Annotated in this window: 4 protein-coding genes; 2 read left to right on the top strand and 2 right to left on the bottom strand. The window is 74.8% G+C overall.

Going from position 1 to position 18,767, the window contains the following annotated elements; translation table 11 throughout:
• Together ACFVZH_RS38360 and ACFVZH_RS38355 are read right to left on the bottom strand one after the other, a co-directional pair.
• On the bottom strand, positions 1-1,928 hold a 1,928-nt coding region (locus ACFVZH_RS38360), incomplete at its 3' end, for a condensation domain-containing protein (RefSeq protein WP_384904997.1).
• Entirely contained in the window at positions 1,925-16,192 is a 14,268-nt protein-coding gene (locus ACFVZH_RS38355) for an amino acid adenylation domain-containing protein (protein WP_384904995.1), read from the bottom strand. The genes ACFVZH_RS38360 and ACFVZH_RS38355, both read right to left, overlap by 4 nt.
• Positions 16,193-16,500: 308 nt before the next feature.
• Between ACFVZH_RS38355 and ACFVZH_RS38350 the strand changes: the two genes are divergently transcribed.
• Positions 16,501-17,490 (top strand): polyprenyl synthetase family protein, encoded by a 990-nt coding sequence (locus tag ACFVZH_RS38350; protein WP_384904993.1) that lies wholly within the window; start codon positions 16,501-16,503, stop codon positions 17,488-17,490.
• Entirely contained in the window at positions 17,480-18,691 is a 1,212-nt protein-coding gene (locus tag ACFVZH_RS38345; protein ID WP_384904991.1) for a hypothetical protein, read from the top strand. The genes ACFVZH_RS38350 and ACFVZH_RS38345 overlap by 11 nt, the downstream gene beginning before the upstream one ends.
• The last annotated feature ends 76 nt before the right edge of the window (positions 18,692-18,767 follow it).

The following is an 18,767-nucleotide window of genomic DNA, read 5'->3' as shown; positions in this document are numbered from 1 at the left end:
ACCTGCGAACCCATCGACCACAAGAAGTTGCTCAACGCACCATGCGGAACCACCACACCCTTCGGACGGCCCGTCGAACCCGACGTGTACAGCACGTACGCCGCATCCGACGCCGATATCTCACGCTCCGTCACCAGTGCGGCGGCGGGGGTCGTCTCGTCGAGGAGCAGGACCGGCGCGTCGACGCCGTCCGGCAGTCCGGTCGTGGCGTCCGGGGTGGTGAGCACGGCCGCCGGACGGGCGTCGGAGAGGATGTAGGCGATCCGGTCGGCCGGGAAGTCCAGGTCCACCGGCAGGAAAGCACCGCCCGCCAGACCCACACCCAGCATCGCCACCACCGCGTCCACCGAACGCGGCACCGCCAACGCCACCACCGAACCACGACCCACACCGACACCCGTCAGCGCGTTCGCCACACCCACCGCACGGGACCACAACTCCCCATACGACAACCCCACATCACCACACACCACCGCCGACGCCTCCGGAGACGCCACCGCACGCTCCGCGAACCACACCGGCACCACACCCACCGGCACCACCACACCCGACGCGTCCCAGCCGCCCAACAGCCGCTCACGCTCAGCGGATTCGAGGACGTCGACCGCGCCCACCGGCTCGTCCGCGTCCATGACCGCCGCACGCAGCACGCGCTCCAGGCGTCCCAGGATCCGTTCCGCCTGCGGACGGTCGAAGAGGTCGGACCGGTAGTCGACGCGCAGCCGCACGCCGGCCGCGGTACGGGAGACGACGAGGGTCAGTGGGTAGTGGGTGGCGTCCCGGCCCTGGGCGCCGACGAGGCGGAGGCCGGAGTCCAGCCGGGCGCCTTCGGCGGCGGGGTCCACGGGGTAGTTCTCCACCAGCACGGTGGTGTCGAAGAGTTCGCCGATGCCGGCGAGCGCCTGGATGTCGGCGAGGCCGAGGTGCTGGTGCGGGCCCAGGTCGGACTGCTCGTTCTGGACCCGGACGAGTGCCTTGGTCCACGGCTCGTCCTGGTCGAGGGAGACCCGGACGGGGACGGTGTTGATGAAGAGGCCGACCATGGACTCGACGCCGGGCACCTCGGCCGGGCGACCGGCCACGGTCGTGCCGAACACGACGTCGTCGCGGCCGGTGAGGCGGCCCAGGACGACGGCCCAGGCGAGCTGGACGACGGTGTTGAGGGTGACCGCGCCGGAGGCGGCGAGCTCGGCGATGCCGTCCCCGAGGTCGGCGGGGAGCAGGGTCTCGACGCGCTCCGGCATGCGGGCCTCGCGGCCGGCGTCGGCGGGGGCGAGGCGGGTGGCCTCCTCGACGCCGGCGAGGGTGCGCCGCCAGACCTGTTCGGTCGCGGTCCGGTCCTGGGCGGCCAGCCACTGGAGGTAGTTCTTGTACGGGGTGACGGGCGGCAGGGCGTCCGCTCCCCGCTCGTACACGGTGAACAGCTCCCGCAGGACGACGGGCATGGACCAGCCGTCGAGCAGGATGTGGTGGTTGGTGACGACGAGCCGGTGCCGGGCGTCCTCGTGGCGGATCAGCAGGCAGCGGATCAGCGGCGGCTGGGCCAGATCGAAGCGCTCGGCGCGGTCCTGGTCGGCGAGCCGGACGAGTTCGGCGTCGCGCTCGGCGGCGGACAGGTGGGTGAGGTCCGCCTCGCGCCAGGGCAGGTCGACCTCGCGGAGGACGAACTGCACGGGCTTTCCGGAGCGTACGGAGCGGAATCCGGCCCGCAGGTTGGCGTGGCGGCGGAGCAGGGCGGCCATCGCGCCCTTGAGCCGGGCCGCGTCGAGGGGTCCCTCCAGGTCGACGGCGAGCTGGACGGCGTAGACGTCGGGGCCTTCGCCGTCGTCGAGGAGGGAGTGGAACAGGAGACCTTCCTGCAGGGGGGACAGGGGCAGCACGCCCTCGAGTCCGGACGGCTTGCGGGCCGGTCGGCTGGTGTGCGTCACGTCAGATCCTCCAGGTCGGCCAGGTCGGCCTCGAGCTCGTCGATCTCGTCCTGGTCCAGGTCCACCAGGGAGAGTTCGGATGTCGTCAGGGTGCGGGCGGCGCCCCCGTCGGGGGCGGTGTGTGCGGTGGCGTACCGCGTGAGGGCGTCGAGGGCCTCGAACCAGAGGCCGGTGAGGGCGTCGACGTCGGCGTCGTCGAAGAGGCCGCCGGGCCAGGTCCACGTCACGCTCAGTTCGGGTCCCGAGGGGCGGTCGTGGGTGACCGCGTTCACCTCCAGGCCGTGGGCGAACGGAAGGTCCGGATCGGTCGGGGCGACGCGTACGTCCTCGGGCGCGGCGCCCCAGTCGGCGGGTCCCGCGGTGTGGTCGGTGCGGACACGGCCCAGGTAGTTGAAGCCGATCTGCGGGGTGGCGCCGTCGCGGAGGATCTCCGCCGTACGCGGGTTGAGGTGGCGGAGCAGGCCGTATCCGGCGCCCTTGGCGGGGATCGCGCGGATCTGGCCGGTCACCCGGCGCAGCGCCTCCCCGGCGGCCGTGGCGCCGTCCCGGACCTCGTGCCACCTGACGCCCGGGTCGAGACGCAGCGGGTGCATGGCGGTGAACCAGCCGACGGTACGGGAGAGTTCGGCGCCGCCGTCGTCGGTGCGGCCGTGGCCCTCGACGTCGAGCAGGACGGCTCCGCCGCCGCCCAGGACACCGCGCCGGCGGCCTCGGCGCCATTCGGCGAGGGCCAGCGCGAGCCCGGTGAGGAGGATCTCGTCGGGGCCGGCGCCGGTGGCCGCGGGCACGGCGGTCAGCAGTGCCTCGGTGCGGTCCGCGGGGAGGGTCCGGGCGGTCCTGCGGGTGGTGACGTGGGTGTCCACCGCCGGGTCGAGCGGGCGGTCGGCGAGACGGGGGTCGGCCTCCGCGGTCATCCGCTCCCACAGCGGGAGCTGGGCTTCGGCGGCGCCGGTGAGCGCGTGCTCGGCGAGGTGCCGGGCCCAGGTGCGGAAGGAGGTGCGGGCGGGCTCGACTCCGGGCTCCCGCCCTGCCTGCGCGTCGGTCCAGCAGGTCATGAGTTCGGGGACGAGGACGCGCCAGGACACGCCGTCGACGACGAGGTGGTGGGCGATGACCAGGAGGCGGCCGGCGCGCTCGGGGCCGGCGTCGAACCAGACGGCCCGCAGCATGACGCCCCGGTCGGGATCGAGCGCGCGTCGCGCGGTCTCGGCCCGCTCGGTGAGGAGCGGGGCGAGCGCGTCGTCGGGGACGGCGCTGATGTCGACCCGGCTGACGCGGTCGGCGGCGTCGGTCTTTCCGGCCGGCGGGACGTCCAGGGTCCAGGGTCCGTCCCCGGTCCGGTCGAGGCGTGCGCGGAGCAGGTCGTGTCCGTCGAGGACGGCCTGGACGGCGGTGACGAGCGCGGGTTCGCCGAGGCCGGGCGGGGTGCGCAGCAGGACGGACTGGTTGAAGCCCTCGACGGGGCCGCCGAGTCCGCGCAGCCATTCCATGATGGGGGTGGCGGGCACGGTTCCGGTGCCGTCGTCCGGTGCCGCCCCGCTGTCCGGGCCGGGGGCGGTCGCGGCGAGGGCGAGGGCCTCGACGGTCTGGTGCTGGAAGATGTCGCGCGGGGTGAGGACGAGCCCCGCCTGCCGGGCGCGGCTGACGAGCTGGATGGAGACGATGCTGTCGCCGCCCATGGCGAAGAAGTTGTCGTCGACGGCGACCTCGGTCACGCCGAGCAGGTCGGCGAAGAGCGCGCACAGCAGCTGTTCGCGTTCGTTGCGGGGGGCGCGTCCGCCGCCGCCCGCGTACCGCGGGGCGGGCAGGGCCTTGCGGTCCAGCTTGCCGGTGCGGGTGAGGGGCAGCGCCGCCAGTTCGACGAACGCGGCGGGCGTCATGTAGTCGGGCAGCCGGGCCGCGACGTGGACGCGCAGGGCGTCGGCTTCGAGGGCGGCGCCGGCCGCCGGGACGGCGTAGGCGACCAGGCGCTTGTCGCCGGGCCGGTCCTCGCGGACGACGACGACGGTCTGGGCGACGGCGGGGTGGGCGGCGACAGCGGCCTCGACCTCGCCGAGTTCGATGCGGAAGCCGCGTACCTTGACCTGGGCGTCGGCCCGCCCGGCGAACTCCAGGGTGCCGTCGGCGCGCCAGCGGACCCGGTCGCCGGTGCGGTACATGCGGGCGCCGGGGGCTCCGAAGGGGTCGGCGACGAACCGTTCGGCGGTGAGGCCGGGGCGGCCGAGGTAGCCGCGGGCCAGGCCCTCGCCCGCGACGTACAGTTCGCCGGTGACGCCGTCCGGGACCGGCCGCATGCGGTCGTCGAGGACATGGACGCGGGTGTTGTCGAGCGGGCGGCCGATGGGGAACGAGTTGCGGGCGACGTCCTCCTCGGTGAGGGCGTGGTGGACGACGCACAGGGTCGTCTCGGTGGGGCCGTAGCTGTTGGTGAGGCGGGCCCCCGCGGTCTGCTCCAGGACCTTGCGGACGGCGGTCGCCGAGGCCGTGTCACCGCCGACGTAGATGTCGCGCAGGTCCCGGAAGGCGTCCGCGTGGTTCTCGGCGAGCAGCCGGAACACGCCCTCGCTGAAGAGGCCGACGGTGACGCGGTGCCGGGTCATGGTGGCGGCCAGCGAGGCGATGTCGGTGGCGTCGCCGTCGCCGGCGACGATCCGGGCGCCGCTGAGGAGGGGGCCCCACAGCTCGTACGTGGAGGCGTCGAAGGACGGCGGCGAGTGCATCAGCACCCGGTCGTCGGCACCGTGTCCCCAGTAGCGGTCGCGGGCGAGCCCGGCGACGTTGCGGTGGGTGACGGCGACGCCCTTCGGCTCACCGGTGGAGCCGGAGGTGTACATGACGTACGCGAGCTGGTCGGGGCGGGTGACGGGCAGTCCGGTGCCGGACGATTCGGCCGGCGGGAGTCCGGTGCCGGGCGCGTCGGCCGACGGGAGTCCGTCGTCGACGAGGAGGACGGGTGCCGTGCCGTCGGGGACGCGTGCGGCGGTGGTCGCGTCGGCGAGGACCAGGACGGCCGCGGTGCCGTCGAGGATCTGCCGGGTGCGGGCCTCGGGGCTGCGCGGGTCCAGCGGTACGTAGACCGCACCGGCCTTGGCGACGGCCAGGGTCGCCACGACGTGGGCGGCCCGGTCGGCGAGGAGGAGCGCGACGCGGTCCTCGGGGCGGGCGCCGTGCCCGGCCAGGGCGTGGGCGAGCCGGTCGGAGCGCTCGTCGAGCTCGGCGTAGCTCAGGACGAGGTCGCCGCGGACGAGCGCGGTGGCGCCGGGGGTGCGGGCCGCCTGCTCGCGGAACAGTTCGGGCAGGGACGCCTCGGGCCGCGGGTGGTCGGTGTCGTTGCGGACGACGAGCAGGTCGTGGAGTTCCTCGTCGGCGAGGACGGTGAGGCCGCTGAGCGGCAGCTCCGGGTCCTGCGCGGCGGCGGTCAGCAGCCGCTGGAGGCGGGCGGCGACCGCTTCGGCGGTGGACCGGTCGAACAGGTCGAGGGCGTACTCGATCCGGCCGAGGATGCCGTCGGCCGCGCCGTCGTCGGTGTGCCGCTCCCAGAGGCTGACGGAGAGGTCGAACTTGGCGACGGGGGCGTCCGCGCCCTCGACCTCGATGCGCAGTCCGGGCAGGTCGATCTCGGGTCGGGTGGTGTTGTGCAGGATGAGCATGATCTGGAAGAGCGGGTGACGGGCCAGTGACCGGACCGGGTTGAGCTCTTCCACCAGGCGCTCGAACGGCAGCTCCTGGTGGGTGTACGCGGCGAGGTCGGTCTCCCGGACCCGGGCGAGCAGTTCGCGGAAGGTGGGGTCGCCCGAGGTGTCGGTGCGCAGCACGAGGGTGTTGACGAAGAAGCCGACCAGGTCGTCGAGGGCGTCGTCGGTGCGGCCCGCGATGGGCGTGCCGATGGGGATGTCGCCGCCGGCGCCGAGCCGGGTCAGCAGGGCGGCCAGGCCGGCCTGGAGCACCATGAAGAGGCTGACGCCGTGGGCGCGGGCGAGCGTGGCGAGCGCGGCGTGGGTGTCGGCACCGAGCTCCAGCGGCACGTTGTCGCCGCGGTAGGTGGCGATGCCGGGGCGGGGCCGGTCGGTGGGCAGGTCGAGTTCCTCGGGCAGGCCGTCGAGGGTGGCCGCCCAGTGGTCGAGCTGTCGTGTGAGCCGGCTGTCCGGGTCGTTCTCGTCGCCCATGACGGCGCGCTGCCACAGGGTGAAGTCGGCGTACTGGACGGGCAGCGGCTGCCAGTCGGGGGCGGTGGCGCGGGTGCGGGCGGTGTAGGCCCGGGACAGGTCGGCGAGGAGCGGGGTGAGGGACCAGCCGTCGCTGGCGATGTGGTGGGTGACGAGGACGAGGACGGCGGTGTCGGGGGCGTCCGTGGTGAGCAGGCGGGCCCGCAGGGGCGGCTGGACGGTCAGGTCGAAGCCGCCGAGGACGGTGTCGGTGATCGCCTGCGGGAGCTCCGTCGCGGCGACGTGACGTTCGTCCAGGGCGGCGGCGCCCTCGACCGGGCCGAGCACGTACTGGCTGGGGACGCCGTCGGTCTCGGGGAAGACGGTGCGCAGGCTCTCGTGGCGGTCGGTGACGTCGCGGAGCGCGGCACGCAGGGCGGACCGGTCGAGCGCGCCGGAGAGGCGGAGCACGAGGGGGACGTTGTAGGTGGCGTTGGGTCCTTCGAGCCGGTTGAGGAACCACAGCCGGGTCTGGGCGAAGGACAGCGGGACGCGGTCGCCTCGGTCTGCGGGGACGAGCGCGGGGCGGGTCTCGCCGGGGGCGGTGAGCCGGGCGGCGACGCCGGCGACGGTCGGGGCGTCGAAGAGTGCCTTGACGCCGACGCGGACGCCGAGGGTGGAGGCGATGCGGCTGAGCAGCCGCATCGCGAGCAGGGAGTGGCCGCCGAGGGCGAAGAAGTCGTCGTCGACGCCGACGCGTGCGACGCCGAGCACGTCGGCGAACAGGCCGGCGAGGATCTCCTCCTCGGGGGTGCGCGGGGCGCGGGTCACCGGGGCGCCGAGGCCCTCGGGGGCGGGCAGCGCGGCCCGGTCGACCTTGCCGTTGGCGGTGAGCGGGAGTTCGTCGAGGACCACCACGGCGGTGGGCGTCATGTACTCGGGCAGCCGGGCGGCGACGTGGTCGCGGATCCGCTCGGGCAGGACGCGCGCACCGGGGCCGGGGACGACGTAGGCGGTGAGCCGCTTGTCGTCCGGCTGGTCCTCGCGGACCAGGGGCAGGGCCTGGCGGACGCCGGGGAAGGACAGCAGGGCGGCCTCGACCTCGCCGAGTTCGATCCGGAAGCCGCGGACCTTGACCTGGTGGTCGGCGCGGCCGACGTACTCCAGGACGCCGGCGGAGTTCCAGCGGACCCGGTCTCCGGTGCGGTACATGCGGGAGCCGGTCGGGCCGAAGGGGTCGGCGACGAACCGCTCGGCGGTGCCGCCGGGGCGGCCGAGGTAGCCGCGGGCGAGCCCGGTTCCGGCGATGTACAGCTCGCCGGTGACGCCGTCGGGCACGGGCAGCAGGGTTGCGTCGAGGACGTAGGCGCGGGTGTTCCACATGGGGCGGCCGAGCGGGACCGGTCCGGCGGACAGCGGGGCGCCGGCCGGGACGCGATGGTCGAGGACGCCGACGGTGGTCTCGGTGGGGCCGTAGTGGTTGACGACGTCGACCCGCGGATGGCGGGCGCGCCAGGCGGCGAGCTGTTCGGCGTGCAGGGCCTCGCCGCCGGTCATCAGTTCGACGGTGGGCGAGAGTTCGTCGGGCAGCGTGTCCAGGAGGGGCAGGTGGCTCGGGGTGGCCTTGAGGAAGGTGAGGCCGCCGGGGACGTCGAGGGTCTCGTCGAGGTCCCCGACGTACAGGCAGCCGCCGGCGAGCAGGGTGCCGTACAGGGTGGTGAGGCCCAGGTCGAAGGAGAGCGGCGAGTGGAGCAGGGTGCGGCCGCTGAGACCGGGGTACTCGGCGGCGCAGCGCACCACGTAGTCCACCAGGGCCCGCTGCTCGACGACGACGCCCTTGGGGGTGCCGGTGGAGCCGGAGGTGTAGACGACGTACGCGGCGTCGAGGGGCGTGGCGGGTGCGGTCCGGTCGTGGTCGGCCGGGTCGTCGGTACGGGCGCGGGTGAGCGCGTCGGCGACGTCGGGGGCGTCCAGGACGAGGACCCGGGCGTCGGCGGCGGCCAGGTGCGGGGCGGCCTCCAGGGTCGCGGTGGTGGTGAGCAGGAGGACGGGGCGGGCGTCGGCGAGCAGCCGGGTGACGCGCTCGCCGGGGTGTTCCGGGTCGAGTGGCAGGTAGGCGGCGCCGGCCTTGCCGACGGCGAGCATCGCCTCGACGGCGGTGGCGGACCGGGGCAGGGCGAGGGCGACCAGCGTGTCCTGGCCCGCGCCGCTCTCCAGCAGGAGGTGGGCGAGGCGGTTCGCGCGCTCGTTGAGCCCGGCGTAGCTGATCTCCCGGGCACCGTGGACGACGGCGGGGGCGTCCGGGGTGGCGGCGGCCTGGGCCTCGAAGAGCTGCGGGAGGGTGGCGTCCGGGGTCGCCTGCGCGGTGGTGTTGCGGCCGGTCAGCAGGTCGTGCCGTTCGCCGCCGTCCATGACGGCGAGCCGGGCGAGCGGGCGGTCGGGGTCGCTCAGGGCGGATTCGAGGAGCCGGACGAAGCGGCCGGCGAGCGCCTCGACGGTGGGGCGGTCGAACAGGTCGGCGGAGTAGCCGGCCGCGGCCTCGATGCCCTGCGGTTCGCCGTGTTCGTCGTACCGTTCGGCGACGGACAGGAGCAGGTCGAACTTGGCCATGTCGGGGTCGACGCGGGTGACGTCGGCGCGCAGGCCGGGGAAGTCGACCTCGGGGCGGTCCAGGTTCTGCAGGACGATCTTGATCTGGAACAGCGGGTGGCGGTTGAGTGCGCGGCGCGGGTTGAGCGCCTCCACGAGCCGTTCGAACGGCAGGTCCTGGTGGGCGAAGGCGGCGATGTCGGCCGTCCGGGTGCGCGCGAGGAGCTCGGCGAAGGTGGGGTCGCCGGAGGTGTCGGTGCGCAGCACCAGGGAGTTGACGAAGAATCCGACGACGTCGTCGAGCACCTCGTCGTCGCGGCCGATGACCGAGCCGCCGATGGGGATGTCGGTGCCGGCGCCGAGCCGGGTGAGGAGTGCGGCGAGCGCGGCGTGCAGCACCATGAAGGCGGTGACGCCGTGGTGGCGGGCGAGGCGCAGCAGCGCGCGGTGTGTGTCGGGGCCGAGGTTGAAGGGGACGAGGCCGCCGCGGTGGCTGGGCAGGGCGGGGCGGGGCCGGTCGGTGGGGAGCGCGAGTTCCTCGGGGAGGTCGGCCAGGGCCTGCTTCCAGTAGGCGATCTGGCCGGAGATGACGCTGTCGGGGTCGCTCTCGTCGCCGAGCCGGTCGCGCTGCCACAGGGTGTGGTCGGCGTACTGCGCGGGCAGCGGGGTCCAGGCCGGGGCCCGGCCTTCGAGGGCGGCGGCGTAGGCGACGCTGAGGTCGCGGGCGAGGGGCGCGGTGGACCAGCCGTCGCCGGCGATGTGGTGGACGACGAGGACGAGGATGTGGGTCTCGGGGCCGAGGACGACGAGCCTGGCGCGCAGCGGGGCTTCGCGGGTGATGTCGAAGCCCCGGCCGACCGCCTCGGCGACGAGTGCGTCGGCGTCGTGTCCGGCGGCGTCGACGACGTCGAGGTGGGGGCGGGCCCGCTCGGGGTCGAGGACGAGCTGGCGGGGGACGCCGTCGGTCTCGGGGAAGACGGTGCGCAGGCTCTCGTGGCGGTGGGCGACGTCGGCCAGGGCGTGGCGCAGGGCGTCGTGGTCGAGCGGGCCGGAGAGCCGCAGGACGAGGGGGATGTTGTAGGTGCCGTCGGCGGGGTCCATCCGGTTGAGGAACCACAGGCCGCGCTGGGCGTACGAGAGCGGCAGCACGTCGGGGCGTTCGCGGCGGGCGGTGCCGGGGCGGGCGGGTCCCGCGGCGGCGAGCCGTCCGGCGAGGCCGGCGACGGTCGGTGCCTCGAAGAGCGCGGCGACCTCGAGGTCCGTGTCGAGGGCGGTGCGGATCCGGGCGATCAGACGGGTGGCGAGGAGCGAGTGGCCGCCGAGGGCGAAGAAGTCGTCGTCGACGCCGACCCGGTCGAGGCCGAGCATCTCGGCGAAGACGCCGCAGAGGATCTCCTCCTGCGGGGTGCGCGGGGCGCGGCGTTCGACGGTGGTGAAGTCGGGGGCGGGCAGGGCCTTGCGGTCGGTCTTGCCGTTCGGGGTGAGCGGCATGGCGGGCAGGGCGACGAGCACGGCGGGGACGAGGTGCTCGGGGAGCGCGGCGGCGAGTGCTTCCCGGAGGCGGCGGACGTCGTCGGTGCCGACGACGTAGCCGACCAGGTGGCGGTGTCCGCCGGGGCCGGGGACGACGGAGGCGGCGGCGTCGGTGACGCCGTCCTGGGCCCGCAGGTGGGCCTCGACCTCGCCGAGTTCGATGCGCTGGCCGCGGATCTTCACCTGGGCGTCGCGGCGGCCGATGAACTCCAGCTGGCCGTCGGGTCGGTGGCGGACCAGGTCGCCGGTGCGGTACATGACGGTGCCGTCGTCGGCGATCGGGTCGGGGAGGAACGCGGCGGCGGTCCGGTCGGGGTCGCCGAGGTAGCCGCGGCCGACGCCGACGCCCGCCACGTACAGGTCGCCGGGGGTGCCGGGCGGGACGAGTTCCAGTGCGTCGCCGAGGACGTACAGGCGCGTGTTGCGCACGGCGCGGCCGATCGGGGCGGTGATCCGTCGCTCGTCGAGGGTGTCGGGGGTGATGACGGCATGGGTGACGTCGTCGGAGCACTCGGTGGGTCCGTACGCGTTCGTCATCGGGATGTGGGGGAAGCGGGCGAACCAGCGGCGGCAGAGGTCCGCCGGCAGTTCCTCGCCGGTGACGACGAGGTGGCGCAGGGCGGGCAGCGCGGGGACCTCGGCGCCCTCGTCCCAGGTGTCCAGGGCGGCGCGCAGCAGGGAGGGGACGACCTCCAGGACGGTGACGCCGTCGTGGGCGACGAGGCGGAACAGGCCGAGCGGGTCGGCGGCGAGGAGCTGGTTCACGGCGAGGACGCGGCCGCCGGTGAGCAGCGGGGCGATCATCTGCCAGACGGAGACGTCGAAGGTGAGGGGGGCGTTCTGGACGACGGTGTCGGCGCCGGTCAGGGCGAGGTCGTCGACCTTGGCGAGCAGGTGGTTGTTCATGCCCCGGTGGTGCACCATCGCGCCCTTGGGGCGGCCGGTGGAGCCGGAGGTGAAGATGACGTACGCGAGCTGGTCGTCGGCCGGGCCGGAGTCGGCCGGGTCCGCCGGGTCGGCCGGGTCGGCCGGGTCGTCCACGGGCAGGGCCCGCGTGCCGGTGTCGCCGCCGGCGACGAGGGCGGCGGCCGCCTCCTCGTGTCCGGGGCCCGCGAGCAGCCAGACGGCCGAGGCGTCGGTCAGCAGGGACGCGGACCGCTCGCGCGGGGCGCGGGTGTCCAGCGGCAGGTAGGCGGCGGAGGCGGCCTGGATGCCGAGGAAGGCGGTGACGGCGGCGGCGCCCCGGTCGGCGAGGACGGCGACGACGGTGTCCGGCCGGGCGCCGCGGACGCGGAGCCGGGCGGCGAGCCGGTCGACGCGGTCGACGAGCGCGGCGTAGGTGACGTCTCCGTGGTCGTCGGTGACGGCGACGGCGTCGGGGTGCCGGGTGGCGACGGTACGGATGCGGGCGACGGCGTCGGTCATCGTCTCGGGCGCGGAGGTGTCGTTCCATTCGACGAGGAGCCGGTGGATCTCCTCGTCCGACAGGAGGGGGGCGCTGCCGACGCGGGTGCCGGGCGCGGTCGTCGCCGCGTCGGCGAGGCGGGCGAAGCGGGCCAGGAGGGCGTCCGCGGTGGTCCGGTCGAGGAGATCGGTGCGGAACTCCAGGGCGACCAGCAGGCCGGCCTCGTCGCCGCCCGCGGCGCGGTGCTCGCGGACGTTGAACGACAGGTCGAACTTGGCGGCGCCGGTGGGCACGTCGATCAGGCCGAGGGCGAGTCCGTCGGCGGCGGGCAGGACGCGCTCCGAGCTGTCCATGGAGATCATGACCTGGAACAGCGGGTGGCGGGAGGTGGAGCGGACCGGGTTGAGCACCTCGACCAGTCGCTCGAAGGGCAGTTCCTGGTGGGCGTAGGCATCGAGGTTGCTCTGCCGGACGCGGGCGAGGAGCTCGGCGAAGGTGGGGTCGCCCGAGGTGTCGGTGCGCAGCACGAGGGTGTTGGTGAAGAAGCCGACGAGGGGGTCGAGGCACTCGTCGGGGCGGCCGGTGACGGGGGTGCCGATGGCGAGGTCGGTGCCGGCACCGTGGCGGGTCAGCAGGGTGGCGACGAGGGCCTGGACGACCATGAAGACGCTGGTGCCGGTGGTGCGGGCGAGGGTGGCGAGGCGGCGGTGGGCGTCCGCGTCGAGGTCGAGCGTGACCAGGTCCGCGGGGGCGGACGTGGTGGCCTCGCGGGGGTGGTCGGCGGGCAGGTCGAGGTGGTCGGGCAGGCCGTCGAGCTGCCGCTTCCAGAAGGCGATCTGGCGGGCGGCGGCGCTGCCGGGGTCGGTCTCGTCGCCGAGGGCGCGGCGCTGCCAGGCCGCGTAGTCGGCGTACTGGACGGTGAGCGGGGCCTGTTCGGGGGCGTGTCCGGCGCGGCGGGCGGTGTAGGCGTCGGTGAGGTCGCCGAGCAGGGGGCCGAGGGAGCCGGCGTCGGCGGCGATGTGGTGGAGCAGGATCAGCAGGACGTGCCGGTCGGGGGCGAGGGTGAACAGGGTGGTGCGCAGCGGGGGTTCACCGGCGAGGTCGAAGCGGTGGGAAACGGCGTCGGACAGTTCCGTGTCGAGGGTGTCGTCGCCCGCCGCGCGCTCGTCGAGCGCGGGCGCGGTGCCGGCGGGCAGGATGTGCTGGGCGGCGACGCCGTCCGTCTCGCGGTAGACGGTGCGCAGGATCTCGTGGCGGTCGGCGAGGTCGCCGAGCGCGGCCGCCAGGGCCGGCCGGTCCAGCGTGCCGGTGAGGGTGAGGACGAGCGGGACGTTGTACGCGGCGCTGGGGCCTTCGAGCTGGTCGAGGAACCACAGGCGCTGCTGGGCGTAGGAGAGGGCGAGTTCGCCGTCGCGCGGTACGGGGGTGAGCGCGGGGCGCTCGGCGGTGGCGCCTTCGAGGCGGATGGCCAGCCGGCGGACGGTGGGGGCCGCGAAGACGGCCTCGACGCCGCATTCCAGGGCGAGTTCGGCGGAGATCCGGCGGGCGAGCCGGGCGGCCATGAGGGAGTGGCCGCCCAGTGCGAAGAAGTCGTCGTCGGCGAGGACGGCGTCGTGGCCGAGGGCGTCGGCGAACAGCGCGGCGAGGGCGTGTTCGAGCGGGCCGCGCGGTTCCCTGCCGGTGCCGGCGGCGGCCGGCCCCGGCTTGGGCAGGGCCTTGTGGTCGACCTTGCCGTTGGGGGTGAGGGGGATGGCGTCGACGACGGTGACGGTCGCGGGGACGAGGTAGCCGGGGAGGACCTCGGCGAGGGCCTCCCGGACGGCGGTGGGGTCGGGGCCGGGGCCGTCGGCGGGCGCGGCGGGTACGACGTAGCCGGCGAGGGCGGGGGCCCCGTCGGCGTCCCGGCGCACGGTCACCGCGGCCTGGGCCACGTCGGGCAGGCGCAGCAGCGCGGCCTCGGCCTCCGCGGGCTCGACGCGGTAGCCGCGGATCTTGACCTGTTCGTCGGCGCGGCCGACGAACTCCAGCGAACCGTCGGCGAGTTGACGGACCAGGTCGCCGGTGCGGTACATCCGTTCGCCGGGGAACCCGAAGGGGTTGGCGACGAAGCGTTCGGCGGTGAGCGCGGAGCGGCCGAGGTAGCCGCGGGCGAGGCTGGGCCCGGCGACGTACAGCTCGCCGGTGACGCCGGGCGGCACCGGCAGCAGGGCGCTGTCGAGGACGTACACCCGGGTGTCGGCGACGGGGTCGCCGATGGGGGGTGTGCGGGTGCCGTCGAGGGCCTCGCTCATGGTGGCGCAGACGGTGGTCTCGGTGGGGCCGTAGCCGTTGACGAAGAGCCGGCCGGGCGCCCAGCGGGACACCAGTTCCTCGCCGGCGGCCTCGCCCGCGATGAGGATGGTCATGCCCGGGGGCAGATCGGTCGCGGGGTCCATGACGGCGAGCGACGACGGCGGCAGGATCGCGTGGGTGATCCCGGCCTCGCGGGTGAACGCGGCCAGCGGGTCGCCGGGCAGCAGCCGGTCGGCGGGGGCGAGGACGAAGGTGGCGCCGGAGAGCAGGCCCATGCACAGCTCGGGCACCATCGCGTCGAAGCCCATGGAGGCGAACTGGAGGACCCTGTCCCCGGGGCGGACGCCGAGCCGCCGGATGAAGGTGCCGGCGAGGGCGGGGAGGCCGGCGTGGGTGACCACGACGCCCTTGGGGCGGCCGGTCGAGCCGGAGGTGTAGATGACGTACGCGGCGTGCGCGGCGGTCAGCGGTCCGGTGCGGTCCCGGTCGCCGAGGTCGGTGTCGGGCAGGGCCGCCAGCTCGTCCCGGAGGGCCGGGTCGTCGAGGGCGAGCGGGGTGCGCCCGGCGGCCTCGGCGACGGCGGCGGTGGAGGCGTCCACGAGGACGCGGGCGGGGGCGGCGTCGCCGAGGATGTGGGCGATGCGGGCGGCGGGATAGGCCGGATCGACCGGCACGTACGCGGCTCCCGCCTTGACCACGGCGAGGATCGCGACGACGAACTCCGCCGAGCGCGGCAGCAGCAGCGCGACCCGGTCCTCGGGGCCGACGCCGCGGGCGGCGAGCAGCCGGGCGAGCCGGTTGGCGCGCCGGTTCAGTTCGGCGTAGTCGAGGACGGTGTCCTCGAAGGCGAGGGCGGGCGCGTCGGGTGAGGCCAGCGCCTGGCGCTCGAACAGCGCGGCGAGGGTGGGGCCTTCGATGGCGGGCCGCTCCGCGGGGGGCGCGACGGCGGCGGCGAGTTCGTCGTCGTCGAGCAGTCCGATCCGGCCGACGACCGTGCCGGGCTCCTGGAGCGCGCGGGCCATCCGGCCCATGAACCGCACGTAGCGGTCCTGGTGGTCGGCGAGTTCGGCGGGGGCGTACAGCTCGGGGTGCGCGTCGAAGTCGACGCGGATGGCGCTGCCGTCGCCCCGGTCGTACACCGAGACGGCGAGGTCCTCGATGAGCCGCAGCGACATGTTGTGGGCGTCGGCGCGCAGTCCGCCGAAGCGCAGGTCGTAGTCGAAGGGGACGACGTTGAGCAGCGGCCCGAAGAAACGCCGGTGGTCGTTGGGCAGGCCGAGGTCACGACGGAGTTCCTCGCCGCGGTAGCGCTGGTGGGCGACGAGACCGCGCAGGGCGACCCGGGTGTGCTCCAGGAGCTCGCCGACGGTCATGGCGTCGTCGACGGCGACCCGCAGCGGCAGCACGTTGGCGGCCATGCCGGGCGCGGTGCGGGACTTCGGCCCCGGGCGGGCGGTGACCGGCAGCCCGAGCACGATGTCGGTGAGGCCGGTCATCCGGTGCATGTAGGCGACGGTGGCGGCGACGACGACGCGGGAGCGGGCGACTCCGGCCCGCTCCGCCGCGCGGACCAGCTCCTCCTGGACGTCCTGGGGCAGCGGGGTGCTGCGCCGGACGAAGTCGGCGGAGGGCTTCAGCGGCCGCGGGGACAGGGCGGCCGGCTCCGGCCGATCGGCGTACTGCCCGCGCCAGAACTCCCGGTCGTCGGCGAGGTCCCGGGAGGCGCGGTAGTCGGCGTCCTCGGCGAGGAGGGTACGGACCGAGGCGAACGGGGTGGGACCGGCGTCGGCGCCGGCGGCGAGCGCGCTGTAGACCTCGGCGACGCGGCGGACCAGGAGGGCGGCGCCGACGCCGTCGAGCAGGATGTGGTGGTAGGCGTGGTACCAGAACCAGCGGTCCTCCGCGGCCTTGAAGAGCGCGTACGTGAACAGCGGCGAGCCGGTCAGGTCGATCCGGCGGCGCAGGTCGCGGCCCATCCACTCCTCGGCGGCGCGGTGCGGGTCCGCCTCGCCGGACACGTCGACGGTCCGCAGGGTCCACGCGGGCTCGGTCCCGAGCACCTGGCGGGGGCCGTCCTCGGTGTCGACGAACCGGATGTGCAGGGCGTCCGCCTCGGCGGTCATCCGGCGCAGCGCCCGTTCGAAGAGGGCGGGGTCCAGGGCCCCGTGGATCTCCAGGTACTCCGCCGCGCGGAAGATCGGGCTGTCGGGTTCGACGGCCTGCGCGAACCACACGCCTGCCTGAGCCCCGGTCAGCGGAAGCTGCTGCTCGCCGTCGGCAAGAGACTGAGACAGGTCCATGATTCCTCGCCATCCACCTACGGGTGCGCGGCAGGCAATTCCCGGCGCACCACAAGAACGATCAGGTCGGTGTTTTCTCCGCAGACAACGTCTGCACACTGCGCAGGACGGTAGTCCGCGGACCGCCACCCCCTCTGGACAGCGCCTGTACGCCAAGCTGCCTCTTCCCGAAGCCCCTCGGGTGTGCGAGAAAGAACGTGTTGAGGTCTACCCGGTATCAGGAGATCCGCATGTCCACTACCTTTCCAGTGAGTCAAGAATTCACTGATGTCGCCGCCCGCGAAACACGCGACCGCGTCTTGGCGCGGGTGGAGCGACGCATTCACGAATTCCTCGCCGAGGAGCGCCGTTCCTGGGCGGCGCTCAACGCGGATTCGGCCGAACTGATCGACTGTGTGAGCCGCATGGTGGGCAGCGGGGGCAAGCGCCTTCGTCCCGCATTCTGCGTGGCCGGTTATCTCGCCGGCGGCGGTGACCCGGAGGCACAGGTCATCGTCGACGTGGCGGCGGCCCTGGAACTGCTGCACACGTTCGCGCTGCTGCACGACGACGTCATGGACGACTCGGGGCTGCGCCGCAACGAGCCGACCGCGCACGTCGTGCACTCGACGCTGCACCAGAAGCGCGACTGGCGCGGCGAGCCGCGCCGGTACGGCGAGAGCGTGGCCGTCCTCGCGGGCGATCTCGCGCTGGTGTACGCCGAGCGGCTGCTCGCCGACTGCCCGCCGCACGCCCGACGCATCTGGGGCGAGCTGTGCACGGAGCTGATGATCGGTCAGTTCCTGGACGTGCGGGCGGCCGCCCGGTTCGAACCCGACCCCGAACTCTCCAGCTGGATCGCGCTGTTCAAGTCCGGCCGGTACACCGTCTACCGGCCGCTGGCGATGGGCGCCGAGCTCGCCGGGGAGCGGGGGCTTCGCCCCGTCTTCGAGGAGTACGGGCTCGCGCTCGGCGAGGCGTTCCAGCTCCGGGACGACCTGCTGGACGCGTTCGGCAGCGCCGACGTCATCGGCAAGCCCTCCCAGCTGGACTTCAAGCAGCACAAGATGACGCTGCTCATGTCGATCGCCCTGCGCCACGAACCCGAGGTCAGGGAACTGGTCGGGGACGACCTGGCGGGCGCGGACCCCGACCGGCTGCACGAGGTGCTCATCAGGACCGGGGTGCGCGACCGGGTGGAGCGGGTCATCGCGGAGCGCATCGAGACCGCGCGGGCCGCGCTCCGCGGGACACTGACTCCGGACTGGTCCGACGAGCTCCACACGATGGCCAGGCGGGCCGCCTACCGTGACAAGTGACCCGACCGTCCCGGCCCCGACCGCCGCGAGCCTCCCGGCACCCTCCGGGTCGGGGCGGCTGGCCTCCGAACGGGTGCTCGTGGACTGGGAGTTCGCGCACCGGCCGAGCGCCGCGGCCTCCTTCTGGGACACGGTCGACCCGGTCGCGGGGCTCGACGTCCTCGCGGCGGCGCTGGGGCGCGGGGCCGGGCCCTCCACCGGCCCGGCCACCGGCCCTTCCGGCGGTTCGGCCACCGATGGGTCCGGCGGTTCGGCCACCGACGCGTCCGCCGGCCCCTCCGGCGGCCCGGAGGTCCGGCTGCGCGTCCGGACGGTGGACGCGTACCGTCCGCCCTTCGGGGAGCCGCCGCCGGTGGCCGGCGGGCCCTGGGCCTCGTACACGGAGAGCGGGGACGTCCGCCGGATCCACTGGCCGGCCCGGGACGCCTCGGGCACGGCCGGTCTCCTCGCGGCCTCACCCGAGGTCCCCGGCCCCGACGGCGTGCCCCGCACGCTCGTGGAGGTCTCCGCGAGCCACGAGTCCTTCCGGCGCAAGCTGTCGCGGACGGCGCTGATCGCCCCGTTGATGCTGAACGGCGGGGTGGCCCTGGTCCACGGCGTGGCCGTCACCCGTGACGACGGGTTCACCGTGCTGCTCGCCGGGGCCTCCGGGTCGGGCAAGAGCACCCTGGGACTCGCGGCCTTCGCGCACGGCTGGCGGGTGATCGCGGAGGATCTGGTCTTCGTCACCGCGGACCGGTCCGTCGTTCCGCTGTTCCTGAGCGGCGCGTGGGAGTGCCGGGCGCACCCGGAGGACCGGGCGCTGATCGAGCGGGTCACCGGGACGCCGGTCGGCGGGCACTCCGCCGGGCTGCCCGCGGACCACCGCGGCCGGGAGTACCTGTTCCCGGTGCGTCCCGGGGCCGGTCCGGCGCCGGACCGGCCGCTCCCCGTGGACCTGGTGGTCTTCGTGGACCGGGACGGCGACGCCCCGGCCTCCGCCGACACCCGCGCCGGGCAGGTCCTGGGCGCCGGGCCGGGCAGCACACTGGGCGCCATGGCGAGGCTGCTGCGGCTCGACTTCTCGCCGGTGGTGCGGGAGACGCGGGAGACGCTGCGCACGGTCGTCGAGGGACTCCCGTCACGGAGGTTCGCGGCGAGCGGACGGATCGCGGACGACGTGCCGGCGTTCCTCTCCGCCCTCGACGGCTGGGCGTCCTGACGGTTCCTCCGTCCATGCCTCGAAGGGCCGGCCCGATCGGGCGGGCCGTGCGAGGCGTGGGGGGAGGGTAGGGGGC

This window comes from Streptomyces sp. NPDC059534 (assembly GCF_042743475.1).
Taxonomy (GTDB): domain Bacteria; phylum Actinomycetota; class Actinomycetes; order Streptomycetales; family Streptomycetaceae; genus Streptomyces.
This window is presented reverse-complemented; position numbering and strand designations above follow the sequence as displayed.

Bases quoted from the DNA above. Each gene is read 5' to 3' on its own strand.
- ACFVZH_RS38355 (WP_384904995.1), bottom strand. From the start codon at position 16,192: ATGGACCTGTCTCAGTCTCTTGCCGACGGCGAGCAGCAGCTTCCGCTG.